Source organism: Pandoraea anhela, assembly GCF_902459655.1.
Classification (GTDB): Bacteria; Pseudomonadota; Gammaproteobacteria; order Burkholderiales; family Burkholderiaceae; genus Pandoraea; species Pandoraea anhela.
In genome coordinates, this window is record NZ_CABPSB010000017.1 from 93,060 (window position 1) to 108,768 (window position 15,709).

The window sequence follows — 15,709 nt, forward strand, 5'->3', positions numbered from 1 at the left end:
TGGTTGCTACGAGGATTTGCGCACGCGCAGATACCATTCCACAAGCAGGCGGACCTGCTTCGGGGTATAGCCCTTTTCCACCATACGGTTGACGAAGTTGGCGTGCTTTTCCTGATCCTCCTTGGACGACTTCGCGTTGAACGAAATCACCGGCAGCAAATCCTCGGTGGTCGAGAACATGCGCTTCTCGATGACCGCCCGCAACTTCTCGTAACTCGTCCAGAGCGGATTCTTGCCCGCGTTGTTGGCGCGCGCGCGCAGCACGAAGTTGACGATCTCGTTGCGGAAGTCCTTCGGATTGGTGATCCCGGCCGGCTTTTCGACTTTCTCCAGTTCGTCGTTGAGCGCTGTGCGGTCGAGAATTTCGCCGGTGTTCGGATCGCGATACTCCTGATCCTGAATCCACAGGTCCGCAAAGTTCACATACCGGTCGAAGATGTTCTGCCCGTACTCGGAGTACGACTCCAGATAGGCAGTCTGTATCTCCTTGCCGATGAACTCCACGAACGGCGCCGTCAGATACTCCTTGATATAGGAGAGATAGCGTTTCTCGACCTCGCCCGCATACTGTTCGCGCTCGATCTGTTGTTCGAGCACATACAGCATGTGCACCGGGTTGGCCGCGACTTCGGTGTTATCGAAGTTGAAGACCTTCGAGAGCACCTTGAAGGCGAAACGCGTGGACATGCCCGTCATCCCCTCGTCCACCCCGGCGTAGTCGCGATACTCCTGATACGACTTGGCCTTCGGGTCGATGTCCTTGAGGTTCTCACCGTCGTAGACACGGACCTTCGAGAAGATGTTGGAATTCTCGGGCTCTTTCAGGCGAGTGAGCACCGCGAACTGCGCGAGCATCTTGAGCACGTTCGGCGCGCGCGGTGCATTGGCGAGCGAACTGTTCTTCACCAGCTTCTCGTAGATCTTCACCTCGTCGGTCACGCGCAGGCAGTACGGCACCTTCACGATGTATATACGATCGAGGAAAGCCTCGTTGTTGCGGTTGCCCTTGAAGCTCTGCCATTCCGCTTCATTCGAGTGAGCGAGCACGATGCCGTCGAACGGAATCGCACCGAACCCTTCCGTGCCCTTGTAGTTGCCCTCCTGCGTCGCGGTCAGCAACGGGTGGAGCACCTTGATCGGCGCCTTGAACATTTCGACGAATTCGAGCAGGCCGCGGTTGGCCAGGCACAAACCGCCGGAATACGAGTAGGCGTCCGGATCGTCCTGCGGAAATTCCTCGAGTTTGCGAATGTCGACCTTGCCGACCAGCGACGAGATGTCCTGGTTGTTTTCGTCCCCCGGTTCGGTCTTGGCAATGGCGATCTGTTGCAGCACCGAGGGCCGCACCTTCACCACGCGGAACTTCGTGATGTCGCCGTTGAATTCGTTAAGACGCTTGGTGGCCCACGGTGACGGAATCGTATTGAGATAGCGCACCGGAATGCCGAAGTCCTCTTCGAGAATCTTGCCGTCTTCCTCCGGGGAGAACAGGCCCAGAGGCGACTCGTGCACCGGCGATCCCTTCAGGCAATAGATGGGCACGTCTTCCATCAACACCTTGAGCTTCTCGGCCAGCGACGACTTGCCGCCGCCCGGTGGCCCGAGCAGGTACAGGATCTGTTTGCGTTCTTCGAGCCCTTGCGCCGCGTGTTTGAAGAACGAGACGATTTGCTCGATCGTGTCTTCCATGCCGTAGAAGTCACGGAAGGCAGGATAGATCTTGATGATCTTGTTGGAGAACAGCCGCGAGAGTCGCGGGTCGTGATGCGTATCGATCAGCTCCGGCTCACCGATGGCGCGCAACATGCGCTCGGCTGCCGTGGCATACGCAGTCGAGTCCTTCTTACAGATCTCCAGATATTCCTGGATGCTGTATTCCTCTTCCCTGCGTGATTCGAAACGTGTCGTGTAGTGGCTGAAAATATCCATATGCCTCACCCCCCGCTTCATCGGAAAACATCGCGATGCGATGCCCGCTCTGTTGCCTAAGACCCGGATGACTGCGCAATAGTTTCGACCTGGCTCACTGCATGCCGGAGCGACTCACGCGAAACCTTTCGCACTGTCCCCTCCCTCACATGAACGACTGAAAATCGGTTTAGGTTGACTTTAAACTTGTCACTGAAAATTGCAACCGTTAACTCATCATATGCACAAACAAAAAAACTGTCGCTAGATATTTTCCGCAGCGCTAAGCATTCTCGATAACCCACATATCACAAGGGTTTCCACGGCCTCTACGCATTGCGCACGTCACGCGAGATAGATCAAAAATCGAGCGAGTTTTGAAGTGTTCACCCACGCATTGCGCACTCGGGTTTGCCTGCATTCGAGAGCGTATCGACGACCCGTCCATTTACTACGGAATCCTACGCATCAAGAAAAATTTCCTGCAAAAATGCGATGCACCACGTGCCATGTTTTCGGGAAAAAAAGTGGGAAGCCCAACGACGTCGACGGAGCCGAAGACGTGGGCGCAAAAGATGTGCTTTCCTGTCGAAGCGTCGCGGCTGCGCGAAGTCGCGAAGGTCGTGCGAACGGCATGCGTGGGGGAGCATGTTCGTCGCAAGCGGAAAGTCGAAAACGGGCGGATGTCTGAACGGACTAACCTCCTCCTTGCAAATCGTCGATCTCTGGAATGAAGCGAACAACGTGCCAGACGAGCGACCTTGAAAGCATGTTACGCCGGTTCGCCAAAATCTGCTGCGCCGATGTGTAACGTGATGTGCCCCCCTCCCCCCAGCCCCCCCCGCCGGCAGTCGCCCGGCATACCCGGCATGCCCGGACGGTTTCGTGCAATAATGCAACTTTGTTGCATTTGCGCGCGATTTGATACACAGTTGCAGGCTGTGTCCGGGCACCGCCCATCGACTTATCCATGATTCGCTTCTCCGTTTGGCTCTATCGTCTCGCTGGCTGGGAGCGCACGGCACTCACACTGCTCGTGCTCATCCCCCTTTGGGCGCTCGTTTTCTGGGCACTGAAAGGAGTGGCCTCGTGATCGGCTGCCAGGATCTGTCCGTCCAGTTCGGCGCGAACGTCGCACTGGAGGGTGTGAGCGCAACATTCGCCCCCGGCGTGCTCTCGGCCGTCGTCGGCCCGAACGGGGGCGGCAAGACTACCCTGCTGCGCGCGCTCGCGGGCCTGCAAAAGGCGTCCCGGGGCAGTGTGCTCAGCGACGGCCCCGTCGCCTATTTGTCGCAGCGCCCCGAGACCGACCACCGTTTTCCGATGTGCGTGGAAGAGTACGTGCTGACCGGCACGTGGCGCCGCACCGGCGACGCCCGTCGCCTGGGTCGCGACGAATTCGAACGCGCGCTCGACGCGCTGGCCCGCGTCGGTCTGGCCGACAAGCGCGCTCAGGCCCTCGAAGCCTTGTCCGGCGGGCAATGGCAGCGGGCACGCTTCGCGCGTCTTATCGTCGAGGACGCCCCCATTGTTTTACTGGACGAACCGCTCACCGGCATCGATGTGCCATCGGCGGAGCTGTTGCTGGCCCTGCTGGACCAGTGGCGCAACGAAGGGCGCACGGTGGTGACGGTACTTCACGATCTGCCGCTCGTGCTGGAGCGCTTCGCGCACGTGGCGGTGATGGCCGGGCGACTGGTCGCCTCGGGCGCACCATCGGCCTGTCTGCACACCGGATTCCCCCTGGCAGACGGCTCGGGCGGCGGCTCGCTCGGCGCGCTCTCCGGCGCAGGCGGTTACACCGCCCGTGCGGCTACCCCGTGCGCGGCGCCCCTGGGCGCGGCCCTGCCCATGTCCGGAGGCCGACGGTGAGCGCGTGGCTGAACCTGATCGTCGGCCCGTTCGCGGAATTCGACTTCATGCGGCACGCCCTCGTCGGCAGTCTGGCGCTCTCGCTCGGCTGCACGCCCGTGGGGGTGTTTTTGCTGCTGCGCCGCATGAGCCTGATGGGCGATTCGCTCTCGCATGCGGTGCTGCCGGGCGCCGCCGTCGGTTATCTGATCGGTGGCCTGTCGCTGCCGTGGATGGCCGGAGGCGGCATGATCGCCGGGCTGCTCGTGGCGCTGCTCGCCGGGCTGTCGAGCCGCCGCACGCGGCTCGACGAAGGCGCATCGTTCGCCGGCTTCTATCTGCTGGCGCTCGCGGGCGGCGTCGTGATCGTCTCGAAATGGGGCAATAGCGTCGACCTGATGAACCTCCTGTTCGGTTCGGTACTCGCAGTCGACGACCCCTCGCTGATTCTGGTGAGCGCCATTTCCACGGTAACGCTGCTGTGGTTCGGTTGGCACTATCGCGGGCTGGTGCTCGACAGCGCCGACCCGACGTTCCTCGGGCAGAGCGGTGGCGGCAGTCGCGGCGTGATGCGTTATCACCTCGGCTTTACGGTGCTCACGGTGATGAACCTCGTCGCGGGCTTTCAGGCGATGGGCACGCTCATGGCGGTGGGGCTGATGATGCTCCCGGCGGCCACGGCGCGCCTTGTCGCCCGGACGGTGCCCGGCATGCTGCTCGCGGCCTGGCTGGTCGCGAGCGCGTCGAGCGCGCTCGGGCTGTTGATTTCTTACTACCTGGCTTGCCCATCCGGGCCGGCCATCGTGTTGACGGCAGGTGTCGCCTATCTGGGCGCACTGCTGATTTCGCCGGGCGGTGCACATACTGCCAAAGCGCCGGCACATTAAAAGCGTCAGAGAGGAAAACATGTTCGGAATGGTTATAGGCGCCAAACGTCAGCGAGGCAACGGCGACGGCGGCATCGGTATTCGTGGCAACTCCTGGTTCGGCGCAGGTATCTTCGCCGCGATGTTCGCGCTGGCCATGGCGTTCGCCGGCCCGGCGCGCGCGCAGGACACGCATCTGCCCGTCGGCGTGAGCTTCAGCATTTTGTCCGACATCGTGAAGGCCGTCGGCGGCGACCGGATCGAGATCACCACCCTCGTCGGCCCGGATCAGGACACCCACACCTACGCCCCGACCCCGGCCGACGTAGCCAAGCTCTCGGGCACCAAACTCTTCTTCGTGAACGGTCTGGGGTTCGAAGGCTGGTTGCCCCGGCTGATGAAGTCGAGCCACTATCCCGGCCAGCTCGTCACGGTCACGAAGGGCCTCAAGGCGCGTACGATGGTCGACGACGGCAAGACGGTCACCGATCCGCACATGTTTCAGGATCCCGAGCGCGTGAAGGCGATGGTGGACAACATCGCCGCGGCGCTCTCGCAAGCCGATCCGGCCGGCGCCGCCTACTACGCCGAGCGTGCCAAGAACTACCGTGGGGCGCTCGACGACCTGATCGTCTGGGCGAACAAGCAACTGGCGCCGATTCCGCCGTCGCGCCGCGTGGTGCTGACCTCGCACGACGCCTTCGGCTATCTGGGCCTGCGCTTCAACATCAAGTTCCTCGCGCCGGAAGGCGTGTCGACCGAGAGCGAAGCCAGCGCCAAGGACGTAGCCGCACTGATTCGCGTTATCAAGAAGACGGGCATCAAGGCGGTGTTCATGGAGAACATCTCCAATCCGCGTCTGGTGGAACGCATTGCGCACGACGCCAAGGTAACGGTCGACGGCAAGCTTTACTCCGACGCGCTGTCGAAGAACCCGGAAGCGACGACCTATCTCCAGTTGTTCCAATACAACATCCGGGCGCTCGCGACCGCGATGAAGGACAACCGCTAAGCCCCGGCGGGTCGTCCCGCCTTCCCCCTCCTTCCCCTGGTGCACGCGGTATAATGCGTGCACCACACACCGGCCCCGCTAAGGAGGTCCGGACAGGCCGGCTATGCCGGCTTTTGCGTTTGGTTGCGTTTGAATTTCGCTCGAATTTCATGATTACCGACGCCCCCAGGTCAACCACTGCGAACGGCGCACACTCCATGGCAAAAAAGATTTACATCAAGACGTTCGGCTGTCAGATGAACGAGTACGACTCCGACAAGATGGCGGACGTGCTCGGCGCAGCTGAAGGCCTCGAAAAGACCGACACCCCCGAAGACGCAGACGTCATTCTGTTCAACACCTGCTCGGTGCGCGAAAAAGCGCAGGAAAAAGTGTTCTCGGATCTGGGCCGCATGCGTGCCCTCAAGGAAATCAAACCGGACCTGGTGATCGGCGTCGGCGGCTGTGTCGCCAGTCAGGAAGGCGCGGCCATCGTGCAGCGCGCCCCTTACGTGGACGTCGTGTTCGGCCCGCAAACGCTGCACCGCCTGCCGCAGATGCTCGAAGCCCGCCGTGCGACCGGTCGCTCGCAGGTCGACATCTCCTTTCCGGAAATCGAGAAGTTCGATCACCTGCCGCCGGCCAAGGTCGAAGGCGCCACGGCGTTCGTCTCCATCATGGAAGGCTGCTCGAAATATTGCAGCTACTGCGTGGTGCCGTACACGCGCGGCGACGAAGTCTCTCGCTCGTTCGAAGACGTGCTCACCGAAATTGCCGGACTGGCCGAACAGGGTGTGCGAGAAATCACGCTGCTGGGCCAGAACGTGAACGCCTATCGCGGCCTGATGGCGGACGGCGAAATCGCCGATTTCGCGCTGCTCATCGAATACGTGGCCGAAGTGCCGGGTATCGAGCGCATTCGCTACACGACCAGCCATCCGAAGGAATTCACCCAGCGCCTGATCGACACCTACGCCAAGGTGCCCAAGCTCGTGAGCCATCTGCACCTGCCCGTGCAGCACGGCGCGGACCGCGTGCTCTCGGCCATGAAGCGCGGCTACACGGTACTGGAGTACAAGTCGATCATCCGTCGCCTGCGTCAGGTGCGTCCGGACATGTCGATGTCGTCGGACTTCATCGTCGGTTTCCCCGGCGAGACGGAAGAGGATTTCGAAAAGCTCATGGCCATGATCCACGAGATCGGCTACGACACCAGCTTCTCGTTCATTTACAGCCCGCGCCCCGGCACGCCCGCCGCGAACCTGCAAGACGATACGCCGCGCGAAGTGAAGCTGCGTCGCCTGCAACATTTGCAGGCGGTGATCGAAGAGAACGCCGCGCGCATCAGCCAGAGCATGGTCGGTTCGCGTCAGCGCATTCTGGTCGAAGGCGTCTCGCGCAAGGACCCGAACGAGCTGCAAGGCCGCACCGAAAACAACCGCGTGGTCAACTTCCCGGCGCCCGAGGCGCAACGCGCGGGCCTCATCGGCCAGATGACCGATGTCGTGATCACGTTCGCCTATCCGCACTCGTTGCGCGGCGAACTGGTCACCACGCACTGAACCCGCGAGCATGAACGCACCGACGGGGCACATCGGACAACGAGGACGGCGAGGGCGACGAGGGCGACTTCAGCCGCTACAGCCGTCACTGCCCCCGTCGCCGCGGCCCCCTCGAACGACCTGAACAGGCAACCGACCGGATCATTTTGAAAGCACCCGTCCAAGAATTCACCGCCCCGCGCGACGACAATCGCCGTCTGGCCAATCTCTGCGGCCCGCTCGACGAAAATCTGCGTCAGATCGAACAGGCGCTCGACGTCTCGATCACCCGCCGTGGCCATCGTTTCTCCATTCGCGGCAAAAGCGCCGCCGTCGCTACGCAGGCGCTCGAGAGCTTCTACAACCGCGCGACCGAAGCGTTGTCCGTCGACGACATTCAGCTCGGCCTCGTGGAGACGCGTCAGGGGCTTGCCCCGAGCGTGCGCCATGGCGACGACAATCCGTTCGCCGCAGGTGAGACGGAAGACGGCTCGCCGGTGCTGCACACGCGTCGCAGCGACCTGCACGGCCGCACGCCCGCGCAGCGCGAATACCTCAAGCAGATCCTCTCGCACGACGTCACATTCGGCATCGGTCCGGCCGGCACCGGCAAGACGTATCTCGCCGTGGCCTGTGCCGTCGACGCGCTGGAGCGCGACGCCGTCAAGCGCATCGTGCTCACGCGCCCGGCGGTGGAAGCGGGCGAGCGCCTGGGCTTCCTGCCCGGCGATCTGGCGCAGAAGGTCGACCCGTATCTGCGCCCGCTGTACGACGCGCTCTACGATCTGCTCGGCTTCGACAAGACGCAGAAGTACTTCGAGAAGCAGATGATCGAAATCGCACCGCTCGCCTACATGCGCGGTCGCACGCTCAACCACGCGTTCATCATTCTGGACGAGGCGCAGAACACCACGCCCGAGCAGATGAAAATGTTCCTCACGCGTATCGGCTTCGGCAGCAAGGCGGTCGTGACCGGCGACACCACGCAGGTCGACCTGCCGCGCGGTCAGAAGAGCGGTCTGATGGAAGCGCAGGTGATCCTCAAGAACGTTCGCGGCATCGCGATGACCCGCTTCACGAGCGTGGACGTCGTGCGTCACCCGCTCGTTGCGCGCATCGTCGAAGCTTACGACGAGCATGCGCAACACCTCGAAGCCGGACTCGATCTGCCGGCCTCCGGCTCGCGGGGCGAGCATCAGGCCCGCGCACCGCGCGCGGCCGGAGGCAAGGCATGAGCGCTCGGGCCGCCCGCCACGCGCTCGCGCTGACGAACCAGTTCGTGGCGGGGCCGGCGTTCGCGTCGCACAAGGCGTTGCTCTCGCGCACCGCCGTGCGCCGCTGGGTGCAGGCCGCGTTGCTGGCCGACGCAGCGCTGACGCTGCGCTTCGTCGACGCCGAGGAGGGCCAGACCCTCAATCGCGGCTATCGCGGCAAGGACTACGCCACCAATGTGCTCACGTTCGCCTATGCGCAGGACGAGAGCGATCCGGTGACGGGCGACATCGTGCTGTGCTGCCCGGTCGTCGAGCGCGAAGCCGAGGCGCAGGGCATCTCGCTCGAAGCGCACTATGCGCACCTGATCGTGCACGGCGTGCTGCACGCGCAAGGCTACGATCACGAAGACGACGACGAGGCGCAGGAAATGGAAGGACTCGAGACGGAGATTCTCGCCGGCCTCGGCTACGCCGATCCGTACGCCGCTGAGAAGCCGTCGAAGATCGCGGACCGGGCCGATGCCGCGAACCCTGCGCCCCCCCCTGCCGCCGCCCTCACCAAGTCGCCGGTGAAATCTCCGAAAGCTGCCAGGCGTGCAACGCCGGCGAGTGCCCCCGCGCCCTCGCCGCGCAACGTCAAGAAGACGGCAGCCCCGACCAAAGCCCGCCGCGTCTGACCGAGACCGATCAGACACCAACCGCGCCCCACCAGAGACCCATCGAAGCCCCATGGACCGCACTCCCGACCGACCGCCCGCCTCTGACGCCAGCGACACCGCAAAGGCCAGCCTCTCGCGCGGCCCGGGGTGCACGCGTTACCCGCCGGACCTCGGTGTCTCCCGCCATCTCACGCAAGCGGAGATGAGCGAATCGCTCGACGCCGCGCTCGTCGACTGGGACGGCCGCGAGGATCTGTGGATTTTTGCGTACGGCTCGCTCATCTGGAACCCCGGCATGCCGGTCGAGGAATGCCATCGCGCCCGCGTACATGGCTATCACCGGGGGTTGTATCTGTGGTCGCGCGTCAATCGCGGCACGCCCGAACAACCGGGGCTCGTGCTGGCGCTGGACCGCGGCGGTTCGTGCGCCGGCGTGGCGATGCGGCTCGCCGCGCGCCACGCACGCGCGGAACTCGAAACGCTCTGGTATCGCGAGATGGCCATGGGCTCTTACCGGCCGATGTGGCTCAATTGCCAACTGGCGGACGGACGCGCCAAGCCGGGCCTGGCGTTCGTGATGCGGCGCGAAGCCGTGAGCTACGCGGGACGTCTGTCAGACGAGATCATCCGGCAGGTTTTCGATCGGGCACAGGGGCGCTACGGCACCACGCACGATTACGTCGCCCGGACCGTCAAGGCGCTGCGCGAAGCCGGCATGCCCGACCCCGCGCTCGAAGCGTTGCTGCACCGCTGCGGTGCAAAATAAACCGGCGGATGGCGCAGGCCGACGCCGGAAATGTCCTGAAATATGCGCAACGGTGCAAGACACCTTTCCGACATGATTGTGCCGGCACCCTGACGCGGAGATGCCGCACATCTGGTGTATCCTTGAGCTTCCTGTAACAGTCCGGCGTCCGCCCAACTTGGACGCGCCGTCATGAACGACCCTTATCCCAGTCGACCCGGTCGAAAAAACACCGACAAACCTCGCTCTCTGCTCGAACGCCTCACCGATCTGATTTCCCCGGAGCCGGAGTCGCGCGCAGAGTTGCTCGAAATTCTGCAAGACGCCCACGCCCGCAACCTGATGGACGCCGATTCTCTGGCGATGATCGAGGGCGTATTTCAGGTGGCCGATCTGTGCGCCCGCGACATCATGGTGCCGCGCGCGCAGATGGACGCCATCAACATCGAACAGACTCCCGAAGCCTTCGTGCCCTTTGTGCTGGAACAGGCGCACTCGCGCTATCCGGTCTATGAAGGCAATCGCGACAACATCATCGGCATTCTGCTCGCCAAGGATCTGTTGCGTTACTACGCGAATCACGATTTCGACGTGCGCGACATGCTGCGCCCGGCGGTGTTCATTCCGGAGTCGAAGCGTCTGAACGTGCTGCTGCACGACTTCCGCGTCAATCGCAATCACATCGCCATCGTCGTGGACGAATACGGCGGCGTGGCCGGTCTCATCACGATCGAAGACGTGCTCGAACAGATCGTCGGCGACATCGAAGACGAGTACGACTTCGATGAGGAAGAAGACAACATCATCGCCGCGCCCGACGGGACTTATCGCATTCGCGCGCTCACGGAAATCGAGCAGTTCAACGAAGCGTTCGGCACCCAGTTCCACGATGACGAGAACGACACGATCGGCGGTATGATCACGCACCAGTTCGGCCGTGTGCCGCGCCGGGGTGAGCGCATGCGCATCGGCAATCTCGTGTTCGAAGTGCTGCGCGCCGATGGCCGTCAGGTTCACATGCTGCTGTTGCGGCGCGTGGAGCCGGCACCGGCCGTCGAAGCCGAGTAGCCGAGTAACCCAATTCATCGATCCATGCAGGAAATGACCGTCCACGCGCCCGAGCGGCGCTCGTGGCCGGCCTGGCGTGCCCGTGCGCTCGCCGGTCTGGCCGGTATCGCGCAAACGCTGGCCTTCGCCCCGCGCGATCTCTGGTGGCTGCAACTGCTCGCGATGGCAGCGCTGTTCGCGCTCGTCGAACGCAGCGCCTCGCGACGCGGTGCGCTGTGGCTGGGCGGCAGTTTCGGCGTCGCGTCGTTCGTCTGCGGCATCTGGTGGCTCTACATCAGCATGCACACGTATGGCGGCATGCCCGGCATCATGGCCGGTGCGGCGGTCGTCCTGTTTTCGATTTACCTCGCGATCTACCCCGCGCTCGCCGCCTTCGCCACGCGCGCGGTGTCGGGCACGGGCCCGTGGCGCGTGTTCGCCTTCGCCGGGGCCTGGACGCTCGCCGAATGGCTGCGCGGCACCGTCTTCACCGGCTTTCCCTGGCTCTCGCCCGGCTACGCCCATGTCGACGGGCCGCTTGCGGGCTTCGCACCGTTGCTCGGCGTGTACGGCATTACCGGCCTCGCCGCGCTCGCCGCCGCGTGCCTCGCCCGTGCCGTCGTCCCGGTCGTGGCCGCCACGCGCGCTACGCGCCGCCTCGCGGCGGTCGTCGGCGTGCTCGCGCTGATGGGTGTGGGTGCAGGGCTGGCGCGTCACGAATGGACAACGCCGTCCGGAAAACCGCTCTCGGTCCGGCTGCTGCAAGGCAACGTACCGCAGGACATGAAGTTCGAGCGCGCCGGCATCGATCACGCCATGGCCATGTATCGCGACATGATCGTGGCCGCGCCGGCGGACCTCATCATCACCCCGGAGACCGCGTTTCCGGTCCTGCTGCAAGGCATTCCGCCCGAGGTCGCCACACCGATTCGCGAATTCGTGGACCGCACCGGCTCGCACGTGGTGCTCGGCGCGGTGGGGGCGACGATCACCGATCGTGGCCCGACCGACCTCACCAACAGCCTGTTCGGCGTGACGCCGCGCGACCAGACGCTCTATCGCTACGACAAGCACCATCTGGTGCCATTCGGCGAATTCGTGCCGTGGGGGTTCCGCTGGTTCGTCGACATGATGCATATCCCGCTGGGCGACTTCCTGCGGGGCACGGCAACACCCGGCGGCTTCCCCGTCCGGGATCAGCGTGTGGCGCTCGACATCTGTTACGAAGACTTGTTCGGCGAGGAAATCGCGCAAGCACTGCGCAACATGCCCGAACCCGCGACAGTGCTGGCGAACTCGACCAATCTGGCGTGGTTCGGCGACACCATCGCGCTCGACCAGCACTTGCAGATCGCGCGCATGCGTACGCTGGAGACGGGGCGTCCGATGCTGCGTGCAACGAACACCGGGGCGACGGCCATCATCGACGCCCATGGCAAGGTGCAGGGACGTCTGCCGGCCATGACCGTCGGCGTGCTCACCGGCAATGTGCAGCCCTACAGCGGCCTCACGCCATACGTGCGCTTCGGCAACGTGCCCGCGCTGGTGCTCGCGCTCGTCGCGCTGGGCCTCGGTCTGGCGATGACGCGCCGCGCGCGCTGAGCGACGCCCCTGCGGCGTCCGGCCGCCGGCGCTACCCCATCGAAACGACGTGGGGAAACGTGAAAATCTCCCCGTCGTACGATCCCGGGGCCATCAGCGCCCCGCGCGGGTCGAATTCCCGCTAAAATTCAACGTTTTAGTCTTTCGGCCGCGCTCGCGGCCGGGCCGGAAGACTGCGCAAAATCCGCATCTTTTCCTGTTCGTCCGCGCGAATTCATCATGCTTACCTTTCAACAAGTCATCCTGACGTTGCAGGATTACTGGGACAAGCAAGGCTGTGCGTTGCTCCAGCCTTACGACATGGAGGTCGGCGCCGGTACCTCGCACACTGCCACGTTCCTGCGCGCGATCGGCCCGGAGCCCTGGCGTGCCGCCTATGTGCAGCCGTCGCGCCGTCCCAAGGATGGCCGTTACGGTGAGAATCCAAACCGCATGCAGCATTACTACCAGTTTCAGGTGGTGCTCAAGCCGGCTCCGGAGAACATCCTCGACCTGTATCTGGGCTCGCTGCGCGCGCTCGGTCTCGATCTGACCGAAAACGACGTGCGCTTCGTCGAAGACGACTGGGAAAACCCCACGCTCGGTGCCTGGGGTCTGGGCTGGGAAGTCTGGCTCAACGGCATGGAAGTCACGCAGTTCACCTACTTCCAGCAAGTCGGCGGCCTCGATTGCAAGCCGGTGCTGGGCGAAATCACCTACGGGATCGAGCGTCTGGCCATGTATCTGCAACAGGTCGAGAACGTCTACGACCTCGTGTGGACGGAGTGGGAAGAGTCAACGGCCGACGGTCCCGTCAAGCGCCGCCTGACCTATGGCGACGTGTTCCATCAGAACGAAGTCGAGCAGTCGACGTACAACTTCGAGCACTCGAATCAGCCGATGCTTTTCAGCTTCTTCGACAACTACGAGAGCGAAGCGAAGCGTCTGATCGAAGCCGAACTGGCGCTGCCCGCCTACGAGATGATTCTCAAGGCAGCGCACACCTTCAACCTGCTCGACGCGCGCGGTGCCATTTCGGTGACCGAACGCGCGGCGTACATCGGCCGTATCCGCTCGCTGTCGCGTCTGATCGCACAGGCCTACTACGCTTCGCGCGAAAAGCTCGGCTTCCCGATGCTGAACGCCCCCGCCGCAAAAACCCAAACGCAAGCCGCATGATGAGCACCGCACAACGCACCCTGCTGGTCGAACTGCTGACCGAAGAATTGCCGCCGAAGGCACTGGCGCGTCTGGGTGACGCGTTTGCCGACGGCATCGCCAACGGCCTGCGCTCGCGCGGCCTCGTCACGCAATCGAGCGTGATCACGCCGTTCGCCACGCCGCGCCGTCTGGCCGTCTCGATCACCAACGTGCTCGAACGCGCCCCCGACGCCACCATCCGCGCCAAGGTGCTGCCGGTGTCCGTCGCGCTCGACGCCAACGGCAACCCCACGCCGCCGCTGGCGAAGAAGCTCGCCGCGATGGGCTTCGCCGACCTGCCGGTCGCAAGCCTCGAACGCGCCATGGACGGCAAGGCCGAAGCCTTCTTCCATACCTACACCGCGGCTGGCGCGCAGCTGGCCGACGCGCTGCAAGCCTCGCTCGACGAGACGCTCGGCAAGCTGCCGATCCCGAAGGTCATGAGCTATCAGCGCCCGGATGGCGAGACGGTGCAGTTCGTCCGTCCGGTGCATGGCCTGATCGCCCTGCACGGCGACACGCTCGTGCCCGCAACGGCCATCGGCCTGGCCTCCGGTAACAAGACGCAAGGCCATCGATTCCTCTCGAAGGGCGAAGTCACGGTGGCCAACGCCGACGCCTACGCCGCCACGCTCGAAGGCGAAGGCAAGGTCGTGGCCAGTTTCACCGGCCGTCGCGACGCGATCCGCGAGCGTCTGCTCGCCGCCGCCGGCGACGACCACGTGGTGATGCCCGATTCGCTGCTCGACGAAGTGACCGCACTCGTCGAATGGCCCGCGATTTACGCCTGCCATTTCGAGAAGGAATTCCTGGCCGTGCCGCAGGAATGTCTGATTCTCACGATGCAGACGAACCAGAAGTACTTCGCGCTCACCGACAAGCCGCTCGCCGAAGGTGGTCGCCTGACGAACCGCTTCCTGATCGTCTCCAACATCGAGACGCCTCAGCCCGAACAGATCGTGACGGGCAACGAGCGCGTGGTGCGTCCGCGTCTGGCCGATGCGAAGTTCTTCTTCGAGCAGGACAAGAAGAAGCCGCTTGCCGATCGCGTACCGCTGCTCGCGAACGTCGTTTATCACAACAAGCTGGGGTCGCAGTTCGAGCGTACGCAGCGACTGGTGAAACTCGCCGGCGCGATCGCGCACATGATCGGCGCGGACGCACATGGCGTGCAACTCGCCGAGCGCGGCGCCCTGCTCGCGAAGGCCGACCTGCTGACCGACATGGTCGGTGAATTCCCGGAACTGCAAGGCACGATGGGCACGTACTACGCGCGCCACGACGGCGAAGACGCCGACGTCGCGCTGGCCTGCTCGGAGCACTATCAGCCGCGCTTTGCCGGCGACGCGTTGCCCGCCAGCCAGACCGGCACGGTTGTGGCCCTCGCCGACAAGCTCGAAACGCTCGTGGGCATCTGGGGCATCGGCCTGCACCCGACGGGGGAGAAAGATCCGTTCGCGCTGCGTCGTCATGCGCTCGGCGTCGTGCGCATGCTCATCGAAAAGCGTTTGCCTGCCTTGCTCCCGGAACTGCTGAACGTGACGTACCGGCAGTTCACGACGGGCGTGGCCGATTCGGCTTATCTGAGCGACGTCTACCAGTTCGTGCTCGACCGTCTGCGTGGCTATCTGCGTGAGCAAGGCTACGCAGCGAACGAAATCGACGCCGTGCTGGCCGATCAGCCGAAGTATCTGGGCGATCTGATCGAGCGTCTGGATGCGGTGCGCGCCTTCTCGGCATTGCCGCAGGCCGAAGCGCTCGCCGCCGCGAACAAGCGTATCGGCAACATCCTGAAGAAGACGGCACCGCCGGCGGACGGCACGATCTCGCCGGACCTGCTGCTGGAGCCGGCCGAGAAGGCGTTGGCTGCGGCGCTCGAGAAGGTTACGCCCGCCGTCGAGCAGAAGTTCGAGGCGCGCGAGTACGCTCAGGCGCTCTCCGCGCTGGCCGAACTGCGCGATGCAGTCGACGCCTTCTTCAACGACGTGATGGTGATGGCCGACGAGGAGGCGCTGCGCAACAACCGCCTCGCGTTGCTCAAGAACCTGCACTTCCAGATGAACCGCGTGGCCGATCTCTCGAAGCTCGCCGCGTGATGTGCCAACG

12 protein-coding genes and 1 pseudogene are annotated in these 15,709 nt (G+C 63.8%); 12 read left to right on the forward strand and 1 reads right to left on the reverse strand.

Going from position 1 to position 15,709, the window contains the following annotated elements; translation table 11 throughout:
* Positions 1 to 6 precede the first annotated feature (6 nt).
* Positions 7 to 1,929 carry a PrkA family serine protein kinase gene (locus PAN31108_RS20320; RefSeq protein ID WP_150670578.1) on the reverse strand — a complete coding sequence of 641 codons (1,923 nt, stop codon included), beginning with the start codon at positions 1,927 to 1,929 and terminating at the stop codon, positions 7 to 9.
* A gap of 949 nt (positions 1,930 to 2,878) precedes the next feature.
* On the opposite strand from PAN31108_RS20320, the gene PAN31108_RS27040 reads away from it, so the two are divergent.
* From PAN31108_RS27040 to glyS, 12 genes and pseudogenes are all read left to right on the forward strand, one after another.
* Positions 2,879 to 3,001 (forward strand): hypothetical protein, encoded by a 123-nt coding sequence (locus PAN31108_RS27040; RefSeq protein WP_281350123.1) that lies wholly within the window; start codon positions 2,879 to 2,881, stop codon positions 2,999 to 3,001.
* The gene (locus PAN31108_RS20325) at positions 2,998 to 3,780 is read left to right on the forward strand and encodes a metal ABC transporter ATP-binding protein (protein ID WP_174995071.1); all 783 of its coding nucleotides are present in this window, start codon (positions 2,998 to 3,000) and stop codon (positions 3,778 to 3,780) included. The genes PAN31108_RS27040 and PAN31108_RS20325 overlap by 4 nt, the downstream gene beginning before the upstream one ends.
* Positions 3,777 to 4,646, forward strand: a complete 870-nt coding sequence (locus PAN31108_RS20330; protein ID WP_217426342.1) for a metal ABC transporter permease — start codon at positions 3,777 to 3,779, stop codon at positions 4,644 to 4,646. The genes PAN31108_RS20325 and PAN31108_RS20330 overlap by 4 nt, the downstream gene beginning before the upstream one ends.
* 19 nt (positions 4,647 to 4,665) lie before the next feature.
* On the forward strand, positions 4,666 to 5,637 hold the full coding sequence (locus PAN31108_RS20335; RefSeq protein ID WP_246184056.1) for a metal ABC transporter solute-binding protein, Zn/Mn family: 972 nt from the start codon (positions 4,666 to 4,668) through the stop codon (positions 5,635 to 5,637).
* A gap of 197 nt (positions 5,638 to 5,834) precedes the next feature.
* Complete coding sequence (gene miaB, locus PAN31108_RS20340) at positions 5,835 to 7,178, forward strand: tRNA (N6-isopentenyl adenosine(37)-C2)-methylthiotransferase MiaB (RefSeq protein ID WP_150670580.1); 1,344 nt, start codon at positions 5,835 to 5,837, stop codon at positions 7,176 to 7,178.
* Between the two features lie 146 nt (positions 7,179 to 7,324).
* Positions 7,325 to 8,392, forward strand: a complete 1,068-nt coding sequence (locus tag PAN31108_RS20345; protein ID WP_174995072.1) for a PhoH family protein — start codon at positions 7,325 to 7,327, stop codon at positions 8,390 to 8,392.
* A pseudogene (gene ybeY / locus PAN31108_RS20350) lies at positions 8,389 to 8,853 on the forward strand (rRNA maturation RNase YbeY); the annotation flags it as partial. The gene PAN31108_RS20345 and the pseudogene ybeY, both read left to right, overlap by 4 nt.
* A gap of 247 nt (positions 8,854 to 9,100) precedes the next feature.
* Positions 9,101 to 9,796: a gamma-glutamylcyclotransferase gene (locus tag PAN31108_RS20355; protein ID WP_150670582.1), complete on the forward strand. Its 696-nt coding sequence runs from the start codon at positions 9,101 to 9,103 to the stop codon at positions 9,794 to 9,796.
* 171 nt (positions 9,797 to 9,967) lie between these two features.
* The gene (locus PAN31108_RS20360) at positions 9,968 to 10,843 is read left to right on the forward strand and encodes a CorC family transporter (protein ID WP_150670583.1); all 876 of its coding nucleotides are present in this window, start codon (positions 9,968 to 9,970) and stop codon (positions 10,841 to 10,843) included.
* A 33-nt stretch (positions 10,844 to 10,876) separates the two neighbouring features.
* Positions 10,877 to 12,424, forward strand: a complete 1,548-nt coding sequence (gene lnt / locus PAN31108_RS20365; RefSeq protein ID WP_246184057.1) for an apolipoprotein N-acyltransferase — start codon at positions 10,877 to 10,879, stop codon at positions 12,422 to 12,424.
* A 219-nt stretch (positions 12,425 to 12,643) separates the two neighbouring features.
* On the forward strand, positions 12,644 to 13,582 hold the full coding sequence (gene glyQ / locus PAN31108_RS20370; protein WP_150670585.1) for a glycine--tRNA ligase subunit alpha: 939 nt from the start codon (positions 12,644 to 12,646) through the stop codon (positions 13,580 to 13,582).
* Entirely contained in the window at positions 13,579 to 15,699 is a 2,121-nt protein-coding gene (gene glyS, locus PAN31108_RS20375) for a glycine--tRNA ligase subunit beta (protein ID WP_150670586.1), read from the forward strand. Before glyQ ends, glyS begins: the two co-directional genes overlap by 4 nt.
* Positions 15,700 to 15,709: the final 10 nt, after the last annotated feature.